At 70.5% G+C, this 24990-nt stretch carries 19 protein-coding genes; 11 read left to right on the forward strand and 8 right to left on the reverse strand.

Annotated features, from left to right (window positions below; all coding sequences use genetic code 11):
* The first annotated feature begins 342 nt into the window (after positions 1–342).
* From ngcE to FHS39_RS23215, 3 genes are all read left to right on the forward strand, one after another.
* Positions 343–1773 carry an N-acetylglucosamine/diacetylchitobiose ABC transporter substrate-binding protein gene (ngcE, locus tag FHS39_RS23205; protein ID WP_184351380.1) on the forward strand — a complete coding sequence of 477 codons (1431 nt, stop codon included), beginning with the start codon at positions 343–345 and terminating at the stop codon, positions 1771–1773.
* Between the two features lie 88 nt (positions 1774–1861).
* The gene (locus FHS39_RS23210; RefSeq protein WP_184351381.1) at positions 1862–2779 is read left to right on the forward strand and encodes a carbohydrate ABC transporter permease; all 918 of its coding nucleotides are present in this window, start codon (positions 1862–1864) and stop codon (positions 2777–2779) included.
* A complete protein-coding gene (locus tag FHS39_RS23215) occupies positions 2779–3696 on the forward strand; it encodes a carbohydrate ABC transporter permease (protein WP_045932373.1) in 918 nt (305 codons plus the stop codon). The genes FHS39_RS23210 and FHS39_RS23215 overlap by 1 nt, the downstream gene beginning before the upstream one ends.
* 10 nt (positions 3697–3706) lie before the next feature.
* Here the strand turns inward: FHS39_RS23215 and FHS39_RS23220 are convergent, their stop codons facing one another.
* A complete protein-coding gene (locus FHS39_RS23220; protein ID WP_246470427.1) occupies positions 3707–4108 on the reverse strand; it encodes an ATP-binding protein in 402 nt (133 codons plus the stop codon).
* Positions 4109–4596: 488 nt separating this feature from the next.
* Between FHS39_RS23220 and FHS39_RS23225 the strand changes: the two genes are divergently transcribed.
* The 4 genes from FHS39_RS23225 (at position 4597) to FHS39_RS23240 (ending at position 9225) form a co-directional block, all read left to right on the forward strand.
* The gene (locus tag FHS39_RS23225) at positions 4597–5796 is read left to right on the forward strand and encodes an ROK family transcriptional regulator (protein WP_343069713.1); all 1200 of its coding nucleotides are present in this window, start codon (positions 4597–4599) and stop codon (positions 5794–5796) included.
* A gap of 155 nt (positions 5797–5951) precedes the next feature.
* The gene (locus tag FHS39_RS23230; protein ID WP_045932370.1) at positions 5952–7058 is read left to right on the forward strand and encodes a substrate-binding domain-containing protein; all 1107 of its coding nucleotides are present in this window, start codon (positions 5952–5954) and stop codon (positions 7056–7058) included.
* An 89-nt stretch (positions 7059–7147) separates the two neighbouring features.
* Positions 7148–7936 carry an ATP-binding cassette domain-containing protein gene (locus FHS39_RS23235; protein ID WP_045932369.1) on the forward strand — a complete coding sequence of 263 codons (789 nt, stop codon included), beginning with the start codon at positions 7148–7150 and terminating at the stop codon, positions 7934–7936.
* Entirely contained in the window at positions 7933–9225 is a 1293-nt protein-coding gene (locus FHS39_RS23240; protein WP_184351383.1) for an ABC transporter permease subunit, read from the forward strand. The genes FHS39_RS23235 and FHS39_RS23240 overlap by 4 nt, the downstream gene beginning before the upstream one ends.
* 75 nt (positions 9226–9300) lie before the next feature.
* Here the strand turns inward: FHS39_RS23240 and FHS39_RS23245 are convergent, their stop codons facing one another.
* Positions 9301–11316 (reverse strand): putative Ig domain-containing protein, encoded by a 2016-nt coding sequence (locus tag FHS39_RS23245; RefSeq protein ID WP_343069705.1) that lies wholly within the window; start codon positions 11314–11316, stop codon positions 9301–9303.
* A 258-nt stretch (positions 11317–11574) separates the two neighbouring features.
* Here FHS39_RS23245 and FHS39_RS23250 point away from each other — a divergent pair, with 258 nt between their 5' ends.
* The 3 genes from FHS39_RS23250 (at position 11575) to FHS39_RS23260 (ending at position 16170) form a co-directional block, all read left to right on the forward strand.
* Positions 11575–12378 (forward strand): TrmB family transcriptional regulator, encoded by an 804-nt coding sequence (locus FHS39_RS23250; protein WP_184351385.1) that lies wholly within the window; start codon positions 11575–11577, stop codon positions 12376–12378.
* A gap of 101 nt (positions 12379–12479) precedes the next feature.
* The gene (gene dxs, locus FHS39_RS23255) at positions 12480–14420 is read left to right on the forward strand and encodes a 1-deoxy-D-xylulose-5-phosphate synthase (RefSeq protein WP_184351386.1); all 1941 of its coding nucleotides are present in this window, start codon (positions 12480–12482) and stop codon (positions 14418–14420) included.
* Positions 14421–14658: 238 nt separating this feature from the next.
* Positions 14659–16170 carry an amino acid permease gene (locus FHS39_RS23260; protein WP_184351387.1) on the forward strand — a complete coding sequence of 504 codons (1512 nt, stop codon included), beginning with the start codon at positions 14659–14661 and terminating at the stop codon, positions 16168–16170.
* Between the two features lie 47 nt (positions 16171–16217).
* On the opposite strand, the gene FHS39_RS23265 is transcribed toward FHS39_RS23260, so the two are convergent.
* On the reverse strand, positions 16218–16607 hold the full coding sequence (locus FHS39_RS23265) for an NYN domain-containing protein (protein ID WP_184351388.1): 390 nt from the start codon (positions 16605–16607) through the stop codon (positions 16218–16220).
* Positions 16608–16710: 103 nt separating this feature from the next.
* On the opposite strand from FHS39_RS23265, the gene FHS39_RS23270 reads away from it, so the two are divergent.
* Positions 16711–17805, forward strand: a complete 1095-nt coding sequence (locus FHS39_RS23270) for a PLL family lectin (protein ID WP_184351389.1) — start codon at positions 16711–16713, stop codon at positions 17803–17805.
* Between the two features lie 13 nt (positions 17806–17818).
* Here the strand turns inward: FHS39_RS23270 and FHS39_RS23275 are convergent, their stop codons facing one another.
* The 5 genes from FHS39_RS23275 to FHS39_RS23295 all read right to left on the reverse strand — a co-directional run bounded on the left by FHS39_RS23275 (position 17819) and on the right by FHS39_RS23295 (position 24792).
* On the reverse strand, positions 17819–18985 hold the full coding sequence (locus tag FHS39_RS23275) for a CapA family protein (protein WP_246470428.1): 1167 nt from the start codon (positions 18983–18985) through the stop codon (positions 17819–17821).
* A 134-nt stretch (positions 18986–19119) separates the two neighbouring features.
* Complete coding sequence (locus FHS39_RS23280; RefSeq protein ID WP_184351390.1) at positions 19120–21249, reverse strand: 3-hydroxyacyl-CoA dehydrogenase NAD-binding domain-containing protein; 2130 nt, start codon at positions 21247–21249, stop codon at positions 19120–19122.
* A complete protein-coding gene (locus FHS39_RS23285) occupies positions 21246–22466 on the reverse strand; it encodes an acetyl-CoA C-acyltransferase (protein ID WP_184351391.1) in 1221 nt (406 codons plus the stop codon). The genes FHS39_RS23280 and FHS39_RS23285 overlap by 4 nt, the downstream gene beginning before the upstream one ends.
* Positions 22467–22777: 311 nt before the next feature.
* Positions 22778–24055 carry an HRDC domain-containing protein gene (locus FHS39_RS23290; protein WP_184351392.1) on the reverse strand — a complete coding sequence of 426 codons (1278 nt, stop codon included), beginning with the start codon at positions 24053–24055 and terminating at the stop codon, positions 22778–22780.
* A 77-nt stretch (positions 24056–24132) separates the two neighbouring features.
* Entirely contained in the window at positions 24133–24792 is a 660-nt protein-coding gene (locus FHS39_RS23295) for a response regulator transcription factor (RefSeq protein ID WP_086571339.1), read from the reverse strand.
* Between the last annotated feature and the right edge of the window lie 198 nt (positions 24793–24990).

Here is a 24990-nt window from a genome sequence, read left to right on the forward strand (position 1 = left end):
GTGAGAGGTCAGTGGTGTCAAGGGTCCCGAGGTTGGTGTCGCCGCCGTCCCGAGAGGTCTCAACTCGGGAAAGACTGAGGGCCAAAGCTGCTTCCGATCTTGCCCAGTTGATGCGAAGTGGACTATACCTGTCGGCGTCCGGGGCGGCTTTGGCCTGCTGTCCGGACCCGGGGGAGAGCGGCGGGCGGCAGCGCCGCAAGGGACGTCAACCCGGCGCTCACCCAGCACGCCCAGCACACCAAGCTTCAACCGACCCGCGGTGTCGGGCCCTTCGTCGTCGCTCCGGCTCAACAGGGGAGACCGCCACACCGCCTGAGTCCTGGAGAAGGCGAGGACTTGCGCATGGGATCCACCTCGGAATTCAGCCGTCGCGATCTGATCAAGCGCGCGGTGGCAGCCGGCCTGGTCGCGGTGCCGGCGATGAGCGTGCTGAGCGCCTGCGCCAGTGGCGACAGCGGTGACGGAAAGCAGGTCGACAAGGGGCAGAAGAGCGCCAAGAACCCGCTGGCCGTCAATGAGAGCGCGCCGCTGGACGTCGTCATCTTCGACGGCGGATTCGGCCAGCAGTACGCCAAGGACGCCGAGGCGGAATTCACCAAGGCGTTTCCCAAGGCCACGGTGAAGCACTCGGCCACCCAGAAGATCCAGTCGACGCTCCAGCCCCGTTTCAACGGCGGCACCCCACCCGACCTCATCGACAACTCCGGTGCCGAGCAGATGGACATGGGCACCCTCGTCGGCAAGAAGCAGCTGACCGACCTCAATGCCCTGCTCGACGCCCCCTCCTTCGACGACCCGGGCAAGAAGGTGCGCGACACCCTGCGCCCCGGCGTCGTGGAGATGGGCCAGTTCGACGGCGAGGAGACGTGGATCCTCTATTACGCCTACACCGTCTACGGCGTCTGGTACTCCCGGACCAATCTCGAGAAGCTCGGCGCGCAGTACCCCGAGACCTGGGACGACATGCTCAAGGTCTGCGAGGCGGCGAAGAAGAAGGGCATCGCGGGCTGGACGTACGCTGGGAAGTACCCGTACTACCTGCCGTTCAGCCTCTACCCCTTCATCGCCAAGATCGGCGGCGTCGAGGTGCTGAAGAAGATCGACAACCTGGAGCCCAACGCCTGGAAGGACCCGGCCGTCAAGGCCGCCTTCGAGGCCTATTACGAGCTCTACAAGAAGGGCTACATCCTCCAGGGCACCCCGGGCCTGACCCACATCGAATCGCAGACCGCCTGGAACGAGGGGAAGGCGCTCTTCATCCCCAACGGCTCCTGGGTGGAGAATGAGTCGAAGCAGACCACGCCGAAGGACTTCCGGATGGCCGTCGGCGCACCGTCCGGCCTCGACAAGAGCGACAAGATGCCCTTCGGCACCCTCTGGGCCTCCGGCGGTGAGCCGTTCATCGTGCCGAAGAACGCCAAGAACCCGCAAGGCGGCATGGAACTGCTGCGCACCATGCTCGGCAAGAAATCCTCGCAGAACTTCATCAAGTCGGTCTCCTCGCTCACTTCCCTCAACGGCGGCACCGAGGGCCTCGTCCTTCCCTCCGGTCTGGCCTCCTCCCAGGAGGCACTCGCCAAAGCGGGGAAGAACGTGGTGAATCCGCGGATCCAGGACTGGTACGTCGCACTGCAGAAGGAGAAGATCGGTGTGGGGGCGCTCGGCGAGATGATGGCCGGACGGCTCACCCCCGACGAGGCGATCAGCAAGATCCAGAAGTATGCCGACGACACCGCCAAGGACGACTCCGTCAAGAAGTACAAGCACAAGTGACCTGCGTGGTACCTGAGTCCGCGTCGTACTGAGCCCGCCCGCGCCACCGGCGGCGGCACCCGTGAAGAAGATCGGGGTCGGTAGTCACATGCAACACGGCAAGTACCGTTTCATCGCGGGATTCCTGGTCCTGCCCCTGACGATCTACGGGGTCTTCCTCGTCTCGCCGTTCGTCCAGGCCATCTACTACTCCTTCACGGACTGGACCGGGCTGAGCCCCGACTTCTCGATGGTCGGCTTCAAGAACTACCAACGCCTCTGGAACGACGACGTGTTCTGGAAGGCGGTGGGGCACAACGTCCTGCTGTTGCTGGTGCTGCCGCTGATCACACTCGGGCTCGGGCTCTTCTTCGCCTTCATGCTCAACGTCGGCGGCCGCCGCAGGAAGAACGCGGCGGTGGCCGGGGTCCGGGGCTCGGGCGCCTACAAAATCGTCTACTTCTTCCCGCAGGTCCTCTCCATCGCCATCGTCGCCCTCCTCTTCCAGTTCGCCTACAACCCCAACAGCGGCGCCATCAACTCCTTCCTCAGCGGCATCGGCCTGGACTCGGTGCGACCGGACTGGCTGGGCGACCCCGGGCTCGCCCTGTGGTGTGTGATGGCGGTGATGGTCTGGAGCAATGTCGGCTTCTACGTCGTGCTGTTCTCCGCGGGAATGAGCTCCATTCCCCGGGACTTCTACGAGGCCGCGCTGCTGGACGGCGCGAACCGCTTCCAGACCTTCTTCCGGATCACGCTGCCGCTGCTGTGGGACACCGTCCAGACCGGCTGGGTCTACATGGGCATCATGGCGCTCGACGGATTCGCCGTCGTCCAGATCATGACCGTCGGCCCGGGCGGCCCGGACTACTCCACCGAAGTGCTCTCCTACTACCTCTACACCAAGGCGTTCCGCGACGGTCAGGCCGGATACGCCACCGCCCTCGGCGTCGCGCTCCTCATCGTCACCCTCGTCTTCGCGGGCATCGTGATGAAGCTCGGCCGGCGCGAACGTCTGGAGTTCTGATGGCACTGCGCACGGAACGCACGGAAGGCTCACCGCGCCCGGAAGCCGCCGCACCCGTCGTCGATTCGCCGCAGGGGCGCATCGGCAGCGAGGGAAGGGTCCTCAACGTCTTCTCGCACGGCGTGCTCGCGCTGTGGGGCCTGATGGTCACCCTGCCGCTGCTGTGGGCGGTGCTGAGCGCCTTCAAGAGCGACAGGGAAATCTTCACCTCGCCCTGGGCGCTGCCCTCCGCCCTGCATTTCGACGCCTGGGGGCGCGCCTGGTCGCAGGCGCACATGAGCCGCTATTTCCTGAACTCCGTGGTGGTGGTGGCCGGTTCGCTCACCGGCACCATGCTGCTGGGCGCGATGGCCGCCTATGTGCTCGCCCGCTTCACCTTTCCCGGCAACCGCTTCATCTACTTCCTCTTCGTGGGCGGGATGAGCTTCCCCGTCATCCTCGCGCTCGTCCCGCTGTTCTTCGTGATGAAGAACATGCAGCTGCTCGACACCTATCCCGGGCTGATCCTGGTCTACATCGCCTATTCGCTGCCGTTCACCATCTTCTTCCTCAGCGGTTTCTTCCGGACGCTGCCCACCTCCGTCGCGGAAGCCGCCCTGATCGACGGTGCGTCGCACACCCGTACGTTCTTCCAGGTGATGCTGCCGATGGCCAAGCCCGGCCTGATCAGCGTCGGCATCTTCAACTTCCTGGGCCAGTGGAACCAGTACCTGCTGCCCACCGTGCTCAACGTCGGCGACGAGGACAAGAAACTGCTGCCGCAGGGCCTGGTGGCCCTCGCGGTCAGCCAGGGCTACAAGGGCGACTGGTCCGGGCTCTTCGCCGGGCTGGTCATGGCGATGCTGCCGGTGCTCGCCGCGTACGTCGTCTTCCAGCGCCAGGTCCAGGCCGGGCTCACCGCAGGCGCGCTCAAGTGAACGGCGTTCATCAGGTGAGGGTGAACCACACCGCTTTCCCCCGCCCCCGCCCCACCCGGGTCACCCCCCAGGCCGTGGCGCAGCTGTCGATCAGGGTGAGCCCCCGGCCGGACTCGTCCTCGCAGCCCGCGGAGCGCCGGGCGGGCCCCTCGGGGCTGGTGTCGTGCACGTCGACACGCAGCGTTCTGGAGCGGCAGCTGAGGTAGACGGTCACCGGCGACTTGGCGTGCACGACGCCATTGGTGACCAGCTCGGTCGCCAGCAGGCACGCGGTGTCCGCGAGGTCGAGGCGGCCGTGCTGTGTGAGCACTAAGCGGAGCGAGCTCCGGACCAGGCTGATCATCCAGGGCTGTGCCGGGATCCGGAGGGTGTACCACCAGTCGGCGGTGTCCATGTGAGGGTCCTCGCACATGTGCTGGGCTCCGTTCCTTGACTGCGACCGCGTCACATCGGCGGGCGTCGGTCCTCCGGGAAGCCCCCAACTATCCGATACCGGCCCCGGTGTGCGGAGCTGCGCACCGGCCGTCGTCCGGCGGCCGCGGCTGGGCTCACTCGGCGCCGGGCGCGGGAGCGCACCGGAGCCGGGACCGGCCGGGCGGGGAGCGCGGGCGAGGCGGATTCGCCCGTTCGGGGGATGCGGCTCGGCTGCCCCGCACGGTGAGAGGTAGCTCACCCTGGGTATCTCGCGCCGCGGGCCGCTCCGTACGATGTGAGGTCGGCTCGGGCCCGCCCCGCCGACCGCTCGGGAGGCCGGGCTTCGCCGTCAAGGCCTTGACGGAACGCAACCCTGGCGGCTCAGCTTAGAGTTCACATGTTGTACGGATGGCCCGGGCCCCAGTGCTGTGGTCCGGCCCACGGGACGGTGGTCGTGCCGCCCCGGTGAGGTGGGAGTGGATGGGCGTGGAGACTCCGGGGTCGCAGTCGTCGCTGCACCGGGCCAACCTGGAGCGCGTCGTGCGCGCGGTGCGGATGGCGGGATCGCTCACCCAGGCGGAGATCGCCCGGTCCACGGGGTTGTCGGCCGCCACGGTCTCCAACATCGTCCGGGAGCTCAAGGACGGCGGCACGGTCGACGTCACGCCCACCTCCTCCGGAGGCCGGCGGGCCCGCAGTGTCTCGCTCTCGGGGGACGCCGGGATCGTCGTCGGGGTGGATTTCGGGCATACGCACCTGCGGGTCGCCATCGGGAATCTCGCGCACCGGGTGCTGGCCGAAGAGGCCGAGCCGCTGGATGTGGACGCCTCGGCGGCGCAGGGCCTGGACCGGGCGGAGCACCTGGTCAACACCTTGATCGCAAAGGCCGGGATCAGCCGGGACAAGATCGTCGGGGTGGGGCTGGGCGTGCCCGGCCCGATCGACGTGGAGTCGGGGGTGCTCGGCTCGACCGCCATCCTGCCGGGCTGGGCCGGCACCAACCCGCGCGACGACCTCTCGGCCCGCCTCGGCGTCCCGGTCTACGTCGACAACGATGCCAACCTCGGCGCCCTCGGCGAGCTGGTCTGGGGCGCGGGCCGGGGGGCGACGGACCTCGCCTACATCAAGGTCGCCAGCGGTGTCGGCGCCGGGCTGGTGATCAAGGGCCAGATCTACCGGGGGCCCGGCGGCACCGCGGGCGAGATCGGGCACATCACGCTGGACGAGTCGGGCCCGGTCTGCCGGTGCGGCAACCGCGGCTGTCTGGAAACCTTCACCGCCGCCCGTTATGTCCTGCCGCTGCTCCATTCGGCCCACGGCACCGACCTGACCGTGGCCCGGATGGTGCAATTGGCGAAGGACGGCGATCCGGGCTGCCGGCGCGTCATCGTGGACGTCGGCCGGCATATCGGCAGCGGCGTGGCGAACCTGTGCAACCTGCTCAATCCGAGCCGTGTCGTGCTCGGCGGCGACCTCGCGGACTCCGGCGAGCTGGTGCTCGCGCCGATCCGCGAATCCGTCTCGCGGTACGCGATCCCCAGCGCCGCACGGCAGTTGGAGGTCGTCCCGGGCGCCCTCGGCAGCCGCGCGGAGGTGCTCGGCGCGCTCGCGCTCGTGCTCAGCGAGATGGGCGATTCCACCCTGCTGGACGAGGCGCCCCCGGCTCGGACGGCCTTGATCGTTTAAGGCTCGTCGCCTTTCGGTCTTGAGTTCACGGAGATAACGAATGGCATCGTTGCCATCTCGTTAAGAATTTACTTCTTGACGCTTCCTTGGCGGCCGAGTTGACTTCCAGCCACCTCGGCCGCAACGACGCGGCCTCGTCAGGGAGGTATCTGCAAGTGAATTCGCATCTGCGTCGTGCCGCGGTCGCCGCCATCGCCGTGTCCATGGCCGCCGGGCTCGCAGCCTGTGGCAGCGCCAAGGAGGCGGGCGGCAGCGGGGACAAGAAGAAGGACAAGAGCTCGCTGACCATCGGGCTGCTGCTGCCCGAGAACCAGACCGCGCGTTACGAGCGCTTCGACAAGCCGCTGATCGAAAAGAAGATCAAGGAATTGGCGGGCACGGACGTCACCGTCCTCTACGAGAACGCCAAGCAGGACGCCTCGGTCCAGCAGCAGCAGGTCGACACGATGATCACCAAGAAGGTCGACGCGCTGATCGTCGACGCGGTGGACGCCAAGTCGATAGCGAGCTCGGTGAAGAAGGCCAACGACAAGGGCATCCCCGTCGTCGCCTACGACCGGCTGGCCGAGGGCCCGGTCAAGGCCTACACCTCCGTGGACAACGAGCGCGTCGGCAAGATCCAGGGCGAGTCGCTCCTGAAGGAGCTCGGCGACAACGCCTCCAAGGGCCAGATCGTGATGATGAACGGCGCGATCACCGACCCCAACGCCAAGATGTACAAGGACGGCGCCCACTCCGTACTCGACGGCAAGGTCAAGGTCGGCAAGGAGTACGACACCAAGGAGTGGAAGCCGGAGAACGCCAACGAGAACATGAAGGGCGCCATCTCCTCGCTCGGCAAGGACAACATCGTCGGCGTCTACTCCGCCAACGACGGCATGGCGGGCGGCATCATCACCGCCCTCAAGAGCGCCGGATTCGACAAGCTTCCCCCGGTCACCGGCCAGGACGCCGAGCTCTCGGCCGTCCAGCGGATCCTCTCGGACGAGCAGTTCATGAGCGTCTACAAGCCGTACAAGCCCGAGGCCGACGCCGCCGCCGAGCTGGCCGTCGCGCTCGCCAAGGGCAGGGGCGTCGACACCGTCGCCAAGACCACGGTCGACAGCGGCTCCCAGAAGAAGATCCCCTCGATCATCGTCACCCCCTTCGCGCTGACCAAGGCCGACATCGGCCAGTACGTCGGCAAGGAGGGCTTCTTCACCCTGAACGAGATCTGCACCGACAAGTACAAGGCGCAGTGCGACAAGGCCGGGCTGAAGTAACCCTCGCTCCCCTCTCGAACACCCCCGTCCGGCGCCCTCCCCCCCCGGCGCCGGACGGGGCACCCCCCGCCGGTCAGGCGGCGAAGGAGATGATTCACGTGTCCGCTACGCCCGTGCTGGCGTTGCGCGGGGTCTCCAAGCGGTTCGGTGCCGTTCAGGCGCTCACCGACGTGGAACTGGAGATCCACCCCGGCGAGGTGGTCGCCCTGGTCGGCGACAACGGCGCCGGCAAGTCCACCCTCGTCAAGACGATCGCCGGAGTCGGCCCCGCCGACGACGGCGTCATCGAGTGGGAGGGCAGGCCCGTCACCGTCGACCGGCCGCACGTCGCCCAGGAACTGGGCATCGCGACCGTCTACCAGGACCTCGCCCTCTGCGACAACCTCGACGTCGTCGGCAACCTCTTCCTCGGCCGCGAGATCGTCCGCGCCGGGGTGCTGGACGAGGTCGAGATGGAGCGCCGCGCGCGCGAGTTGCTCTCCACCCTCTCCATCCGCATCCCCAGCGTCCGCATCCCGATCGCCTCGCTCTCCGGCGGTCAGCGCCAGACGGTGGCCATCGCGCGTTCGCTGCTGGGCGACCCCAAGATCGTCATCCTGGACGAGCCGACCGCCGCGCTCGGCGTCGAGCAGACCGCGCAGGTCCTCGACCTCGTCGAACGGCTGCGCGAGCGCGGCCTCGGGGTGATCCTCATCAGCCACAACATGGCCGACGTCAAGGCCGTCGCCGACCGGGTCGCCGTGCTGCGGCTCGGCCGCAACAACGGCACCTTCGAGGTGAAGACCACCTCCCAGGAAGAGATCATCTCCGCCATCACCGGCGCCACGGACAACGCCGTCACCCGCCGCAAGGCGCGCACCGCGGAGGGCACCAAGTGACCACCGACCTGACCAAGGACACCAAGGACGAAGGCCCCCAGGACACCCCGCCTGCCGCCGAAGCCGTCGTCACCGCCGTCGACCCGCGGCTGCTGGTGCGCGAGGAGGGCTTCGCCGGGTACGTGGGCGAGTTCCGGCGCAAGCTGCGCAGCGGCGAGCTGGGCTCGCTGCCCGTGGTCGTCGGCCTGATCGTCATCGGCCTGGTCTTCCAGCTGCGCGACTCCGCCTTCCTGGGCGCGGAGAACCTCTCCAACCTCTTCGTCACCGCCGCCGGCACCGGCCTGATCGCGGTCGGCATCGTCTTCGTGCTGATCCTGGGCGAGATCGACCTGTCGGTGGGCTCGGTGAGCGGCCTGGCCGCGGCCGTCTTCGCCGTGCTCAACGTCAACCACGGCATGCCCGAGTGGCTCGCCCTGGTGCTGGCCGTGCTCTCCGGCACCGTCATCGGCGCCCTGCACGGCTTCTTCTTCGCCCGCATCGGCGTCCCGGCGTTCGTCGTCACCCTGGCCGGTCTGCTCGGCTGGAACGGCCTGATGCTCGAGGTGCTGGGGTCCAACGGCACCATCAACCTCGACGACTCCGGGCTGGTCGCGGGGCTGACCAACCACTACTTCTCCGACGTCTCGGCCGCCTACGGGCTGGCCACGCTCAGCGTGGCCGCCTTCTTCCTGGTCTCCTGGCGCGACAGCAAGCGGCGCGAGGCGGCCGGGGTGCCCAGCCGCCCGTTCAGCGAGGTCGTGCTGCGCACCGTCGCCCTGGCCGTGCCCGCCTATGCGGTGGCCTGGCTGCTCAACCAGTACAAGGGGCTGCCGCTGGCCGTGGTGATCTTCCTCGGGGTCGTGGTCGCGCTCGACTTCGTGCTGCGCCGCACCTCCTACGGCCGCAAGGTCTTCGCCCTCGGCGGCAGCGTCGAGGCGGCCCGCCGGGCGGGCATCAACGTGGCCGCGATCCGGATCTCGGTCTTCGCGCTCTCCGGCACCATGGCCGCGCTCGGCGGCATGTTCCTGGCCTCGCAGATCAACGCCGCGAACCAGTCCTCGGGCGCGGGCAGCCTGCTGATGAACGCGATCGCCGCGGCCGTCATCGGCGGCACCAGCCTCTTCGGCGGCCGGGGCAAGACCTGGTCGGCGCTGCTCGGCGTGCTGGTGATCCAGTCGATCGCCTCCGGCATGGCGCTGCTGGGCATCGCCTCGGCGGTGCAGTACATGATCACCGGTGCGGTGCTGCTGGCCGCCGTCGTGATCGACTCGGTCTCCCGCCGGACCCAGAAGACGGCGGGGCGCGCCTAGTCCGCCCCCGTCAGAGCGTGCCAGTGGGCCCGGACCGCATGCGGTCCGGGCCCACTGGCTTACCCGTTCGGCGGATCAGCTGATGTCGAGCGCGGTGTCGTCGAGGACGAAGTCGGTGGCAAGGCTGGAGTCCTCGGTGCCGGTGAACTTGAGCGTCACCGTCTGCCCCGCGTACGAGGACAGGTCGAAGGACTTCTGCACGTAGCCGCTGCCCGCGTCGGCGTTGGACCAGCTGCCCAGGGGGGTGGAGCCGGCCTGGAGGGTGAGCTTGTCGTAAGCGGTGCTGCCGGACTCCTTGGTGTCGATGTGCAGCCAGAAGCTCAGCTTGGCGTGGCAGCCCGCGGGGACGGTCACGGTCTGCGCGAGCGAGTCGGTGTGGCTGCTGCCGTAGCCGTCGAGCCACGCCTTCCAGGAGCCGGAGTGGGCGGCCTGCGAGGAGCTGTTGTCGATCACGCCGGAGGTCGCGGTCCACGGGCTCGCGGTGCCGGTCTCGAAGCCCGGGTTGCCGAGCAGCTGGGTCGCGGAGCAGCCGCCGCCCGCGCCGCTGACGGTCCAGGTGAAGGACGCGCTGCCGCTGGCCTTGGTGCCGTCCTGGACGGTCACGGTGACGTTCGAGGTGCCCGCGCCGGTCGGCTTGCCGCTGATGAGGCCGGTGGAGGCGTTGATCGACAGGCCCGCCGGGAGGCCGGTGGCGCTGTAGGACAGCGACTGGGCGGTGTCGGAGTCGGTGGCCTTGATCTGGAGCGAGACGGCCGAGCCGACGGCGGTGGTCTGGTTGCCGGGGCTGGTGACGGTCACGGTGTTGCCGCCGGTGGAACCGGAGGCGAAGGCGCCGGTGCCGTTGGGGGTGCCGAGCCCGGTCGGGCCGTCGTAGCCGGTGCCGGCCGTGCACAGGTAGGACGGGTTGCAGCTGCCGTTGGCGCCGCTGGTCACGTCGTTGAGCGCCGAGGTGTGGGCGTAGGGGTACGAGGCCGGGGTGCTGCCCGCGGCCGGGGTGCCGGCCAGGGCGTACACGCCCGCGATGATCGGGGACGAGGCGCTGGTGCCGCCGTAGACGTTCCAGCCGCCGGACTGGTAGCTGTCGTAGACGGCGAGGCCGGTGGCCGGGTCGGCGACGGCCGAGACGTCGGCCACGGTCCGCTTGGCGCAGCCGGTGTCCTTCTGCCAGGAGGGCTTGTCGTCGTAGGCGGAGCAGCCCGAGCCCGCGCCCTGGCCGCCCGCGCTGGTGCCCCACACCGACTCGCTCCAGCCGCGGCTGTTGCCCGCGCGGCTGAGCGAGGTGCCGCCGACGGCGGTCACGTACTGGGAGGCGGCCGGGTACTCCACGCCGTAGCCGCTGTCACCGGAGCTGACGGTGATCGCGACGCCGGGGTGGTTGAAGTAGGAGGAGTCGGAGGACGGGTCGGTGCTGTCCTCGTTGCCGCCGTAGCTGTTGGAGACGTACTTGGCGCCCATGGCGACGGCCCGGTTCACGGCCGCGCCCAGGTCCTCCATGCTCGCGGTGTTCGCCTCGACCAGCAGGATGTGGCACTGCGGGCAGACCGCGCTGACCATGTCGACGTCGAGGGAGATCTCCCCGGCCCAGCCTGAGTCGGCCGTCGGGTAGTTGGTGCCGCCGTTCTGGTCGACCTTCTTGAAGCAGCCGTTGGCGGTGGTGCAGGCGGGCAGGCCGTACTGCGAGCGGTAAGTGGCCAGGTCCTGCTCGGCGTTGGGGTCGTCGTTCGCGTCGACGATGGCCACCGTGGCGCCGGAGCCGGCGCCGGACGGCAGGGCGTAGGCGCTCTGCAGGTCGGAGGGGCCGTAGCCGGAGGGGGCGGCGTTCGCGGTGAGCCCGAGGTGCTGGTGGACGTCCGTACGGGCCAGGGCCAGACAGGACATCCGGCCGGGGGTGCTCGCCTGGGAGCACAGTCGCTTGCTGGGGGCGCCGCCGGGCGTGGCGGTGGTGGAGTGCGGTGCGGACGGTGCGGAGGCCGCTGCTGCGGTGGGGGCGGCGGCTATCAGGCCGCCGGTGACCAGCGCGGCCAGGGACAACAGGGCGGTGGTGGCCCGGCCCGTGGGCCGTCTGGAGCGGAAGCGTCTGATCGCTGGCACGAAAGTCCTCCATGGGGGGTCGAATGCGCCCGGATCCGGGCAGGCCTGAGCCGATGTCGAGTACATGACAAGCGCTGCCGGAAAATGCCACCCCGGTCAGTGGTGGCATCCACTCGAAAGTAGCCACGAGGCTTTCCAAGGGACAACCGCCCTTATGGCAAAGGCTTGTTATCGGCCGAGGGCGGCAAGGACTCGTATCCGCCGGAATGCCCCGCACTCCGCCCCGCCGGTGATCACGGCCGGTATAGCGTTACGGCCATGGAGCCGGAGGAAGCAACGGTGGCCGGCCTCGTCTCGCTCGGGCTGTCCCGCTACGAGGCCCGCGTCTACCACGCCCTGGTCAGACGCGAGTCCTTCACGGCCGCGCAGGTGGCCCGCGAGGCCGGGGTGCCCCGGCAGCGGATCTACGACGTCCTGGACGCCCTCGCCCGCCGCGGCCTGGCCACCGCCCAGGGCGGCCGGGTCGCCACCTTCTCCGCCACCGCCCCCGAGCTGGCGCTGGCCCGGCTGATGGCCCGCCGCAGGGAGTCCCTCGAACAGCTCGAACGCGTCTCGGCCGGGCTCTCCACCGTCCTGCTGCCGCTGTGGACCGACGGGCGCTCGCACACCGACCCGCTGGACTACATCGAGGTCCTCCGCGACCCCGGCGCCATCGCCGAGCGCTTCGCCGACATCCAGACCCAGGCCACCGGAGAGCTCCTCACCTTCTGCCGGCCGCCCTTCATCGCCCCCACCGCGAACACCGCGGGCATGAAGGCCGCCCGCCGCATCACCCGAGCGGGCGGCACCGTGCGCGCCGTCTACACCCGGCAAGTCCTCGACGACCCCGAGCTGCGCGAAGGCATCCTGCGCTTCGGAGCGGCCGGCGAGGAAGGGCGCTGCGCCGATGCGCTGCCCCTCAAGCTCGTCGTCGCCGATGCCTCACTCGTGCTGTGTGACATGCCCGACCCCGTGGCCGGGGCCACCTCCACCACCGCCCTCTTCATCGAGCACCCGGCACTCGCGGCCTGCCTGAGACTGGCGTTTCACACGGTTTGGGACCTTGCTACGCCGATCGCGTGACATAGGTCGCATCACCCGTTCACCGCCACTCCAGGCGGAACATTAGACTCGACGGACCGGCAAGCCCGACAGGCTCGTACAGCTCGACGAAGGAGGCACGGGTGGCGCTGCTGACCCGCATCAGGGGACCGCGCGATCTGGACCGGCTGAGCCCGGAGCAGCTCGACCGGCTGGCCGCGGAGATCCGCACGTTCCTCGTCGACGCCGTCTCCAAGACCGGCGGGCACCTCGGGCCCAACCTGGGCGTGGTCGAGCTGACCATCGCCATGCACCGCGTCTTCGACTCGCCCAAGGACAAGGTCCTCTTCGACACCGGCCACCAGGCCTACGTCCACAAGCTGCTCACCGGCCGCCAGGACTTCTCGGAGCTGCGCGCCAAGGGGGGCCTGTCCGGCTACCCCTCCCGCGCCGAGTCCCCGCACGACGTGATCGAGAACAGCCACGCCTCGACCGTCCTCGGCTGGGCCGACGGCCTGGCCAAGGCCAACCAGATCCTGGGCAAGAAGGACCACGTCGTCGCCGTGATCGGCGACGGCGCCCTGACCGGCGGCATGGCCTGGGAAGCGCTCAACAACATCGCGGTCGCCAAGGACCGCCCCCTCGTCATCGTCGTCAACGACAACGAGCGCTCCTACGAGCCCACCATCGGCGGCCTCGCCAACCACCTGGCCACCCTGCGCACCACCGACGGCTACGAGCGCTTCCTGGCCCGCGGCAAGGACCTGCTGGAGCGCACCCCGGTCGTCGGCAAGCCGCTCTACGAGACGCTGCACGGCGCGAAGAAGGGCCTCAAGGACTTCATCGCCCCCCAGGGCATGTTCGAAGACCTCGGCCTGAAGTACGTCGGCCCCATCGACGGCCACGACATCGAGGCCCTGGAGTCCGCCCTGCAGCGCGCCAAGCGCTTCGGCGGCCCCGTCCTCGTGCACTGCCTCACCCAGAAGGGCCGTGGCTACAAGCACGCCGAGCAGAACGAGGCCGACCGCTTCCACGGCATCGGCGCCATCCACCCCGACACCGGCCTGCCCGTCGCCTCCGGCGGCGCCAGCTGGACCTCCGTCTTCGCCGACGAGATGGTCAAGCTCGGCCAGGAGCGGGAGGACATCGTGGCCATCACCGCCGCGATGATGCAGCCCGTCGGCCTCGGCAAGTTCGCCAAGGCCTTCCCTGAGCGCGTCTATGACGTGGGCATCGCCGAGCAGCACGCGGCGACCTCGGCGGCGGGCCTGGCCACGGGTGGTCTGCACCCGGTCTTCGCCGTCTACGCCACCTTCCTCAACCGCGCCTTCGACCAGGTGCTGATGGACGTCGCCCTGCACAAGTGCGGCGTCACCTTCGTCCTGGACCGGGCCGGCGTCACCGGTGACGACGGCGCGTCCCACAACGGCATGTGGGACATGTCCATCCTCCAGGTCGTGCCCGGCCTGCGCATCGCCGCCCCGCGCGACGCCGACCAGGTCCGCGCCCAGCTGCGCGAGGCCGTCGAGGTCGAGGACGCGCCCACCGTCGTGCGCTACTCCAAGGGCACCGTCGGCCCCGCCGTCGAGGCCGTCTGCCGCATCGGCGGCATGGACGTGCTGCGCCGCCCCGCCGACGCCACCGAGAAGCCGGACGTCCTCCTCGTCTCCGTCGGCGCGCTCGCCCCGATGTGCCTGGAGATCGCCGACCTCCTCGACAAGCAGGGCATCTCCACCACCGTCGTCGACCCGCGCTGGGTCAAGCCGGTCGACGAGGCGCTGCCCGGCCTCGCCGCCGAGCACCGCGTGGTCGTCACCGTCGAGGACAACGGCCGGGTCGGCGGCGTCGGCGCGGCCGTCGCCCAGGCCCTGCGCGACGCGGGCGTGGACATGCCGCTGCGCGACTTCGGCATCCCGCCCCGCTTCCTCGACCACGCCTCCCGCAAGGAGGTCATGGCGGAGATCGGGCTCACCGCCCCCGACATCGCCCGTCAGGTCACCGGCCTCGTCGCCAAGCTCGACGGCCGCTACGAGGACGACGCCGAGCCCACCGCCGAGCCCACGGCCGAGGCCGTCCGCGACTGACGCTCCCGGCCGCCCCGCCAGGCGGCGAATGCTCCGTCAAACCCGCTGTGCCCCAAGGGCCGGCCGGACACCACCTATCCGGGTGGTCCGGTCGGCCCTTCGGCATGGATGCGTCTGCCTTCCATCGGGTGAATCTTGGAGGGGGGTGGCTGTGGCCGCCCGTACCCGGCCCGGATCATCGCGGACACTCGCTCAGTTCACGGAGGACGAGCGACGCCGAGCAGGTGGAGGTGAGCCGATGAGCACAGAGCAACCCGTCCGGAGCAGCCGCGGCAGGAGCGGCATGTTCCGGACCAAGACGGTGGAACAGTCCCTGCGGGACACCGAGGAGCCGGAGCACGCGCTCAGGAAGGACCTCTCCGCCTTCGACCTCACCGTGTTCGGAGTCGGTGTCGTCATCGGCACCGGCATCTTCGTCCTGACCGGAAAGGTCGCCAAGGAGAACGCCGGGCCCTCGGTGGCCCTCGCCTTCGTCCTGGCCGGCGTGGTGTGCGGCCTCGCGGCGCTGTGCTACGCCGAGTTCGCCTCCACGGTGCCGGTCGCCGGGTCCGCGTACACCTTCTCGTACGCCTCGCTCGGCGAACTGCCCGCCTGGATCATCGGCTGGGACCTCATCCTGGAGCTGGCCCTGGGCTGCGCCGTCGTCGCCGTCGGCTGGTCCGGCTACATCAGGTCGCTGCTGGACAACGCGGGCGTGCACCTGCCCCTGGCGCTCTCCGGCACCCACGAGGGCCGCTTCGGCTTCGACATCCTCGCCTGCGCCCTCGTGCTGCTGCTCACCGGGATCCTGGTCGCCGGCATGAAGCTCTCCTCGCGGGTGACGGCCGTCGTGGTGTCCATCAAGGTCACCGTCGTCCTCATCGTCATCGTCGTGGGCGCCTTCTTCATCAACGGCGACAACTACCACCCCTTCGTCCCCCCGTCCCAGAGCGCCGCCGGCGGCGGAGGCTACAAGGCGCCGCTGGTGCAGCTGATGTTCGGCTTCACCCCCTCCAACTTCGGCGTCATGGGCATCTTCTCGGCCGCCGCCGTCGTCTTCTTCGCCTTCATCGGCTTCGACATCGTCGCCACCGCCGCCGAGGAGACCCGCAACCCCCAGCGCGACGTCCCCCGCGGCATCCTCGGCTCGCTCGCCATCTGCACCGTGCTCTACGTGGCCGTCTCCATCGTCGTCACCGGCATGGAGAAGTACAGCAAGCTCTCCACCGACGCCCCGCTCGCCGACGCCTTCAAGGACGCCGGCCACCCCTTCTGGGCGGGCCTGATCAGCTTCGGCGCGGCCGTCGGCCTCACCACCGTCTGCATGATCCTGCTCCTCGGCCAGAGCCGGGTCTTCTTCGCCATGAGCCGCGACGGGCTGCTGCCCAGGATCTTCTCCCGGGTGCACCCCAAGTACGGCACGCCCTACCGCTCCACGATCCTGCTCGGCGTCATCGTCGCCGTCCTCGCCGGTTTCACCTCGATCGACGTCCTGGCCGAACTGGTCAACATCGGCACGCTCTTCGCATTCGTCGTCGTCGCGCTCGGCGTGATCATCCTGCGCCGGACCCGCCCCGACCTGCCGCGCGCCTTCCGCACGCCCTTCGTCCCGGTGATCCCCGTGCTGTCCGTCGCCGCCTCGGTGTGGCTGATGCTCAATCTGACGGCCGAGACCTGGCTGCGATTCGCCATCTGGATGGTCGTGGGCTTCGTCATGTACTTCGCCTACGGGCAGCGGCACAGCCGCGTGGGCCTGGAGCACCGCCGGTAATCCCGCACCCCGGCCGGGCGGCGGCCTCCTCGGAGATCCGCCGCCCGCTACGGGCGCACCGTGCGCGGGCCCGTCACCTCGGCGCCCAGCGCCCGCACCCGCTCGCGCAGTTCGCGGTCGGCGGTGACGACCACACAGCGCCGCCCCGGCTCCCGGGCGGCGACCACCTCCACGATCCGGTCGTCCCCGCTGCCCGGTGCCGCCTCGACCCGGACGCCCGGCACCGGCTCCGTCCCGCGCGCGGCGCCCTCCACCACCAGCACCACCTCCAGCGGGCCGGACAGCGGCGGGTCGAGGAGATCCTCGGGCAGCCCGGTCCGCGCACAGGCCACCAGCCGGTCGCGCAGGCGTTCGGCGGCGCCGAGCCGGTCGCGCCACCAGCCGTCGGGCACCGAACCGACGACGTTCGCCGCATCCACGACAAGAAGTCCCCTCATGGCGCCAGCCTCGCACGCCGTGCGCTGCCCGAATTCCCCGGCACGCACAATGTTATTGTCGAGGGTCAACAAAGCAGGCACCAAGAGAGGCTGGCAGCGAGTCATGGCAGTGCGGACGGCCACCCCCACCACTGGCTGGTTGCTGCGGGGAGCCGACGGCCGCCTGACGGCCTACGCGGCAGCCTCCGGCTGCATCCTGCGCTGGACCGAGACCACCCCCGGCGGCCCGGAGTGGACCGGCCCCGAGCGGCTCGAGGTGCCGGGCCTGGAGCCGTATCTGTCCATAGCCCAAGACCCCAAGGGGTACGTCTACCTGACGGGCCTGCGGCGCCGCGCCCACGAGGACGGGCGGGCCGAGACCGACGTGGTCTATGCCACCCAGTTCCAGTCGGGCCGTGCGCTCACCCCCTGGCGCTCGATCGGCACCCCCTACGGCCAGGACTGGCAGCGCGCCGGCCAGATCGGCGCGCCCACCCTGGCGGTCGACTCCCTCGGACCGCAGGTCTTCGTGCGCAACGCCGGCGGCGGCGTGTGCGGGCGGCGTCAGGACGCGCGCGGCGTCTGGGGTCCGTGGACGGACCTGAAGGGCAGTCACGTCCTCGACGTGATGTCGGCCGCGGTGACGGCCGAAGGGCGGCTGGAACTGCTCGCGCCGGCCGGTGAGTTCGTGCTGCGCTGGCGCCAGGACGAGCCCGGCGGCGTGCTGCGCCGGGTGCTCAACACGCCGGCCAAGCCGCAGGCCGGTTCCTCCTCCTCCGCGCCGTCCGGCGACGGGCGCATCGTGCACTTCTGGCGGGCCGCCGCCGACTCCGTCCTGCAGATGCAGGAGCCCGACGCTCCCGAGGGCCCGGACAGCGAGACCGGCGCGGAAGGGCCCGCACCGGTGGCCCTGGGGGCGCTGGGTGCCGGCACGGGACCGGTGGCGGCGCTGCGGACGACTGTCGGCGGGCGCGCGTGCACGGTGCTGGCGCAGCGGTCGCCCTCCGGGCTGCCGGCGGTGGCGGTCTACGCCGACGGCGAGGCCGCGTCGGCCTCGTGGTCCGAGACCGGCGACGAGTGCATCGGCGCACCGGCCCTGGCGCTCGACGCGCAGGGGCGCCTGGTGCTGGCCGTGCTCGCCGCGGACGGCCGCCTGCGGGTCGCGCGACAGCGGACGGACGAGGCAGGGCTGGCCCTGGGGGAGTGGGAGCGCGCGTAGGGCTCAGGGGTGATCACTCCACGCTCGCGGGCCGTGCTCCATCAGTGATCACTAGGGGCCGCAAACCGTCCTTTTCCGCGCCCCTGTTGAGCACGATGCCCCGCGTCCGGTCGTACGCCGTCCGGTACCGCGCCCGCTGCTCGTCCGTCAGGTCCCGGCGGCGTAGCGCGGCCCCCACGTCCACCAGCCGGATCTTCGGCTTCAGCTCCACCAGGGTCGGGACGAACCGGGCATCGGTCACCGACCACTTGCCGCCCTTCCTGGTGAAGGTGAACCAGCCCATCGCCCCCTCCTCCGTGATGCCCAGCGGCTCGGCGTGCCGGGCCACCTGGTTGCCCAGCCCGTAGGCGACCCAGGTGTCCCGGACCTTCTCGAAGGGCTGGGCGACATGCGCGTGGTGGCCGATGACCAGGTTGATGCCGGTATCCCTGGCGATGCGCTCGGCCAGCCGCAGCTGGGTCCGGCTCGCCTCGTTGTGCCCGTCCCGGCCCCAGTGGACGCTGGCGATGACCACCTCGGCGCCCGCGGCGCGCGCCCGCCTCTCGTCGGCCGCCATCCGCTTGACGTCGGTGACGTTGGCCAGCCACGGCTTGTCCTCGGGCAGGCTCGTGTCGTTGAAGCCGTAGGTGTACGACAGGTGCGCCACCTTCACCCCCTTGACGTCGAGGATGACGGGGGTGGCAGCCTCCCGCTTGCTGCGCGCCGAGCCCGTGTGCCGCAGGCCCGCGGCGTCCAGGGTGTCCAGGGTCCGCTTGACCGCCTCCGCGCCGTGGTCGAGGACGTGGTTGGAAGCCGTTGAGCAGGTGTCGTAGCCGAGGTCCTTCAGGGTGCTCGCGATCTGCGGCGGGACGCTGAACTTCCGGTAGCCCAGGAAAGGCCCCTCGGGCTCGGCCAGCACCGTCTCCAGGTGGCAGACGGCCAGATCGGCCTTGGAGACCACGGGTTTGACGCCCGCCATGACGGCGCCGAAGTCGGGACCGGGGCGCCCCGCGTCCTTCGCGTCCCGCATCGCCTGCTCGGTGATCTCGGGGTGGATGAGAATGTCGCCGCCCGCGGCCAGGGTGAACGAGGGGTCGCGGGAGCCCGCGTCCTGACGGTTGCAGACATACCCGGCGGCCGACATTCCGACGAGACCGACGGCGGCCAGGGCGAGGGCGATTCGGCGGGAAGGGCGCTTCATCGGGATATTTTGACCGACATGAGGTCGAGCCGGAAGGCGCCACCCCTGTGCTCTCCGTGCTGCTGCTCCGGACATGCGGAACGCCGGGCGGGCCGAAGGACGGCCCGCCCGGCGTTCCGGGGAGAAAAACGGCGTTACGCCGGGACGCTCGCCACGCCCTGCGCCAGGAAGCGCTTGCCGTTGACGCGCTCGGAGACGCCCTCACGGTCCAGGTACGGCGTGATGCCGCCGAGGTGGAAGGGCCAGCCGGCACCGGTGATCAGGCACAGGTCGATGTCCTGGGCCTCGGCGACGACGCCCTCGTCCAGCATCAGGCCGATCTCCTGCGCGACCGCGTCCAGGACGCGGGCCCGCACCTGCTCCTCCGTCAGGACGCTGTCGCCCTGCACCAGGAGGGCGGCGACCTCGGGGTCCAGCTCCGGCTTGCCGGAGTCGTAGACGTAGAAGCCGCGCTTGCCCGCCTTGACCACGGCGGCCAGGTTGGGGGAGACGGTGAAGCGGTCGGGGAACGCGCCGTGCAGCGTCTCGGAGACGTGCAGGCCGATCGCCGGGCCGACCAGCTCCAGCAGCACCAGCGGGGACATCGGCAGACCGAGCGGCTCGATGGCCTTCTCCGCGGCCTCGACCGGGGTGCCCTCGTCGATGACGTTCTGGATCTCGCCCATGAAGCGGGTCAGGATGCGGTTGACGACGAACGCCGGGGCGTCCTTCACCAGCACCGCGGTCTTCTTCAGCTTCTTGGCGACACCGAACGCGGTGGCCAGCGAGGCGTCGTCGGTCCGCTCGCCGCGCACGATCTCCAGGAGCGGCAGGATCGCGACCGGGTTGAAGAAGTGGAAGCCGACGACCCGCTCGGGGTGCTTGAGCTTCGACGCCATCTCGGTCACCGACAGCGAGGAGGTGTTGGTGGCGAGGATGGCGTGCTCCGGCACGACCGCCTCGACCTCGGCGAACACCTGCTGCTTGACGCCCATCTCCTCGAAGACGGCCTCGATGACGAAGTCCGCGTCACCGAAGGCGGCGGCCTTGTCCAGCGAGCCCGTCACCGCGGCCTTGAGGCGGTTGGCCTTGTCCTGGTTGATGCGGCCCTTGAGCAGCAGCTTGTCGATCTCGCCGTGGACGTAGCCCACGCCCTTGTCCACGCGCTCCTGGTCGATGTCGGTCAGCACGACCGGCACCTCCAGGCGGCGCGCGAAGAGCAGCGCGAGCTGAGAGGCCATCAGGCCGGCGCCGACGACGCCCACCTTGTTCACCGGGCGGGCGAGCGACTTGTCCGGCGCGCCGGCCGGGCGCTTGCCGCGCTTCTGCACCAGGTTGAAGGCGTAGATGCCGGAGCGCAGCTCGCCGCCCATGATGAGGTCGGCCAGCGCCTGGTCCTCGGCGTCGAAGCCCTGGCGCAGGTCGCCGTTCTTGGCGGCGGCGATGATGTCCAGCGCGCGGTAGGCGGCCGGGGCCGCGCCGTGCACCTTGGAGTCGGCGATGGAGCGGCCGCGCTCGACGGCCTGGTCCCAGGCCTCGCCGCGGTCGACCTCGGCCCGGACGACCTCGGTCTCGCCCTTCAGGACGGAGGCCGTCCAGAGCAGCGACTGCTCCAGGAAGTCCGCGCCCTCGAACAGCGCGTCGGCGATGCCGAGCTCGAAGACCTGCTTGCCGCGCAGCTGCTTGTTCTGGTTGAGCGAGTTCTCGATGATGACCGAGACCGCGCGGTCCGCGCCGATGATGTTCGGCAGCAGGGTGCAGCCGCCCCAGCCGGGGACGAGGCCCAGGAAGACCTCGGGCAGCGAGAAGGCGGGGATCGCCTTGGAGACCGTGCGGTAGGTGCAGTGCAGACCGACCTCGACGCCGCCGCCCATGGCCGCGCCGTTGTAGTACGCGAAGGTCGGCACGGCCAGCGCGGACAGGCGCTTGAAGACGTCGTGGCCGCCCTTGCCGATGGCCAGCGCGTCCTCGTGCTTCTTCAGCAGCTCGACGCCCTTGAGGTCGGCGCCGACCGCGAAGATGAACGGCTTGCCGGTGACGCCGACGCCGACGATGTCGCCGGCCTTGGCCTCCGCCTCGACCTGGTCGATCGCGACGTTCAGGTTCGCGAGCGACTGCGGGCCGAAGGTGGTCGGCTTGGTGTGGTCCAGGCCGTTGTCCAGCGTGATGAGCGCGAAGCGCCCCGCGCCGAAGGGGAGGTCGAGGTGGCGGACGTGCGCCTGGGTGACGACCTCGTCGGGGAACAGCTCGGCCGCGCCCTTCAGGAGCTCAGCGGTGGTGCTCACTTGTTGCCTCCGTCGAAGTGCGGGTTCTCCCAGATGACCGTTCCGCCCATGCCGAAGCCGACGCACATCGAGGTGATGCCGTAGCGGACGTGCGGCTGCTCCTCGAACTGGCGGGCCAGCTGCGTCATCAGACGGACGCCGGAGGAGGCCAGCGGGTGGCCGAAGGCGATCGCGCCGCCGTACTGGTTGACGCGCGGGTCGTCGTCGGCGATGCCGTAGTGGTCCAGGAGCGAGAGCACCTGCACCGCGAAGGCCTCGTTGATCTCGAAGAGACCGATGTCACCGATCGTCAGACCGGCCTTGGCCAGGGCCTTCTCGGTGGCCGGGACCGGGCCGATGCCCATGACCTCCGGCTCGACGCCCGCGAAGGCGTAGGAGACCAGGCGCATCTTGACCGGCAGGCCCAGCTCGCGCGCCACGTCCTCGGCGGCGATCAGCGAGGCGGTGGCACCGTCGTTGAGACCGGCCGCGTTGCCCGCGGTGACGCGGCCGTGCGGACGGAACGGCGTCTTGAGGCCGGCCAGGTTCTCCAGGGTGGTGCCCGGGCGCATCGGCTCGTCGGCGGTGGCCAGGCCCCAGCCCGTCTCGCCGCCCTCGGGCGAGGTGCGGCGCACGGAGATCGGCACCAGGTCGGCCTGGATCTTGCCGTCGGCGTAGGCCTTGGCGGCCTTCTCCTGGCTGCGGACCGCGTACTCGTCGGCGCGCTGCTTGGTCAGGTGCGGGAGGCGGTCGTGCAGGTTCTCCGCGGTCATGCCCATGAACAGGGCGGACTCGTCGACCAGCTTCTCCGACACGAAGCGCGGGTTGGGGTCCACGCCCTCGCCCATGGGGTGGCGGCCCATGTGCTCGACGCCGCCCGCGAGGGCAATGTCGTAGGCACCGAGGGCGACGCCGCCCGAGACGCTGGTGACGGCGGTCATCGCACCGGCGCACATGCGGTCGATGGAGTAGCCCGGCACGGACTGCGGCAGACCCGCCAGGATCCCGGCGGTACGGCCGAGCGTCAGGCCCTGGTCGCCGATCTGCGTGGTCGCGGCGATGGCGACCTCGTCGATGCGGGCGGGGTCCAGGTCCGGGTTGCGGCGCAGCAGCTCCCGGATGCACTTGACGACCAGGTCGTCGGCGCGGGTCTCGTGGTAGATGCCCTTCGGGCCCGCCTTGCCGAACGGGGTGCGGACGCCGTCGACGAAAACGACGTCCCTAGCGGTACGAGGCACGTTGGCTCTCCTCCAGGTGCGGATCGCTGCGCGTGCGGGCAAGCCGGTACGGCTCCGCCGCGGTGCGGGCTGACACCGTCATGCTACTTGCGGGTAACCACCCTGCACAGACCCCTGGGCGGGAGCGGCGAAGGTCACATTCCGTGTGGCGGTGGAGGAAGGGGAGGGGCCCCGGACCCACCCCTTCCGTTTCTCGGGGCCGGGGCGGAGCCTCGGGAAACGGTGAAAGGGCGGGACCGGGGCCCCTCTCCCCGCCGCGACGGCGGGAAGGCGCCACCGGCATGACCGGCGGTGCCGAACCAGGCGAACCCTCAGGCCGACGCCTCCGTCAGGGCCTTCACCAGGACCGGAGTGACCTGCTCCACCTGCCACGGCCGGGCGCCGTGCGCCGTGAGGATCGCGGCGACGGCCTCCGGCGCCGGGTCCTTCGGCGGCTCCCAGCACAGCCTGCGCACCGTGTCCGGGGTGATCAGGTTCTCCTGCGGCATCGTCAGCCGCTCGGCCAGCTCGGAGACGGCCGTCCGGGCCGCCGACAGCCGGGCGGCCGCGACCGGGTCCTTGTCGGCCCACGCGCGCGGCGGCGGCGGACCGGTCAGCGGCTGGCCGGGCTGCGGCAGCTCGGTGTCCGGCAGGGCCTTGGCCCGGTCGACGGCCGACTGCCACTGCTCCAGCTGCTTGCGGGACATCCGGTGCCCGAAACCGGGCAGGGCGGCCAGCGCATGGGCGTTGGGCGGCATGTTCAGCGCGGCCTCGACGATCGCGGCATCGCCGAGCACCTTGCCGGGCGAGACGTCGCGCCGCTGCGCGATCAGGTCGCGCGCGGTCCACAGCTCGCGCACCACGGCCATCTGCCGCCGCCTGCGCACCTTGTGCATCCCGGACGTACGGCGCCAGGGGTCCTTGCGCGGCGGGGCGGGCGGCGCGGAGGCGATGGCGTCGAACTCCTGGCGGGCCCACTCCAGCTTGCCCTGCCGCGCCAGCTCCGCCTCCAGGGCGTCGCGGAGGTCCACCAGCAGCTCCACGTCGAGCGCGGCGTAGCGCAGCCAGGGCTCGGGCAGCGGGCGGGTGGACCAGTCGACGGCGGAGTGGCCCTTCTCCAGGGCGTACCCCAGGACGTTCTCGACCATCGCACCGAGCCCCACCCGCGCGAACCCGGCGAGCCGGCCCGCCAGCTCCGTGTCGAACAGGCGCGTCGGTGCCATCCCTATCTCGCGCAGGCACGGCAGGTCCTGGGTGGCGGCGTGCAGCACCCATTCGGCGTCGGCGACGGCTTCGCCCAGCGCGGACAGGTCGGGGCAGCCGACCGGGTCGATCAGGGCCGTCCCGGCGCCTTCGCGGCGCAGCTGTACGAGGTAGGCGCGCTGGCCGTAGCGGTAGCCGGAGGCACGCTCGGCGTCGACGGCCACGGGGCCGCTGCCGGCGGCGAAGGCCGCGACGACCCGTTCGAGGGCGGCGGCGTCGGCGACGACCGGGGGCACGCCCTCGCGTGGCTCCAACAGGGGGATCGGCGCCGAATCGACGTCGTCCGGGGGAGCGCCCCCGGTGGTTCGCAGTGTCGTGTCTGCTGCGGTCTCTTGGGCGTCGGTCACCGGTCAAGGGTATCTGTGGATGGCAAGCGCCCGTCGCCGGAACGTTCCGGCGACGGGCGCGGCGGGGGTTCGGTGGGTCAGTGGATGATGCCGGTGCGCAGGGCCACGGCCACCATTCCGGCCCGGTCGCCGGTGCCGAGCTTGCGGGCGATGCGGGCGAGGTGGCTCTTGACGGTGAGCGCCGAGAGCCCCATGGAGACGCCGATGGCCTTGTTCGACTGGCCCTCCGCCACCAGTCGCAGAACCTCGACCTCGCGTCCGGAGAGCTCGCGGTAGCCGCCGGGGTGGCCGGGGGCCCCGGGCGGGCGGCGCTGCATCCGGGCGGCGGCCGAGCCGATGGGCGCGGCCCCGGGCCGGCCGGGCACGCCGAGGTTGGTGCGGGTGCCGGTGACGACGTAGCCCTTGACGCCGCCCGCGAGTGCGTTGCGCACGGCGCCGATGTCGTCGGCTGCGGAGAGTGCCAGGCCGTTGGGCCAACCCGCGGCGCGGGTCTCGGAGAGGAGCGTCAGGCCGGAGCCGTCCGGAAGGTGGACGTCGGCGACGCAGATGTCGCGGGGGTTGCCGATGCGCGGACGGGCCTCCGCGATGGACGACGCCTCGATCACGTCGCGCACTCCCAGGGCCCACAGATGGCGGGTCACGGTGGAGCGGACGCGGGGGTCGGCGACGACCACCATGGCGGTCGGTTTGTTCGGGCGGTAGGCGAGGCTCGCCGGTTGCTCGAGGAGAACGGACACCAGGCCTCCAGTGGGGGGAGTGGTGGGGACGGGTGCCGACTTGGGGATAAGCCGGGGCGATCCGTATGGGAAGGGTCACAAGGTGCTTCGGCAGCCAAACGGTCCGGCTTTAGGGAATGATCACGAATTAGTGAGTAACAATTCGGGCAATTCGGATGGCTGCTCGATCAAGTTGCCGGTTTGATCGCATGCCTGTGC

Origin of the sequence: Streptomyces olivoverticillatus (assembly GCF_014203555.1) — a bacterium.
GTDB lineage: Bacteria > Actinomycetota > Actinomycetes > Streptomycetales > Streptomycetaceae > Streptomyces > Streptomyces olivoverticillatus.

Bases quoted from the DNA above. Each gene is read 5' to 3' on its own strand.
- ngcE (WP_184351380.1), top strand. From the start codon at position 343: ATGGGATCCACCTCGGAATTCAGCCGTCGCGATCTGATCAAGCGCGCG.
- FHS39_RS23210 (WP_184351381.1), top strand. From the start codon at position 1,862: ATGCAACACGGCAAGTACCGTTTCATCGCGGGATTCCTGGTCCTGCCC.
- FHS39_RS23215 (WP_045932373.1), top strand. From the start codon at position 2,779: ATGGCACTGCGCACGGAACGCACGGAAGGCTCACCGCGCCCGGAAGCC.
- FHS39_RS23220 (WP_246470427.1), bottom strand. From the start codon at position 4,108: ATGTGCGAGGACCCTCACATGGACACCGCCGACTGGTGGTACACCCTC.
- FHS39_RS23235 (WP_045932369.1), top strand. From the start codon at position 7,148: ATGATTCACGTGTCCGCTACGCCCGTGCTGGCGTTGCGCGGGGTCTCC.
- FHS39_RS23250 (WP_184351385.1), top strand. From the start codon at position 11,575: ATGGAGCCGGAGGAAGCAACGGTGGCCGGCCTCGTCTCGCTCGGGCTG.
- FHS39_RS23260 (WP_184351387.1), top strand. From the start codon at position 14,659: ATGAGCACAGAGCAACCCGTCCGGAGCAGCCGCGGCAGGAGCGGCATG.
- FHS39_RS23265 (WP_184351388.1), bottom strand. From the start codon at position 16,607: ATGAGGGGACTTCTTGTCGTGGATGCGGCGAACGTCGTCGGTTCGGTG.
- FHS39_RS23270 (WP_184351389.1), top strand. From the start codon at position 16,711: ATGGCAGTGCGGACGGCCACCCCCACCACTGGCTGGTTGCTGCGGGGA.
- FHS39_RS23275 (WP_246470428.1), bottom strand. From the start codon at position 18,985: ATGAAGCGCCCTTCCCGCCGAATCGCCCTCGCCCTGGCCGCCGTCGGT.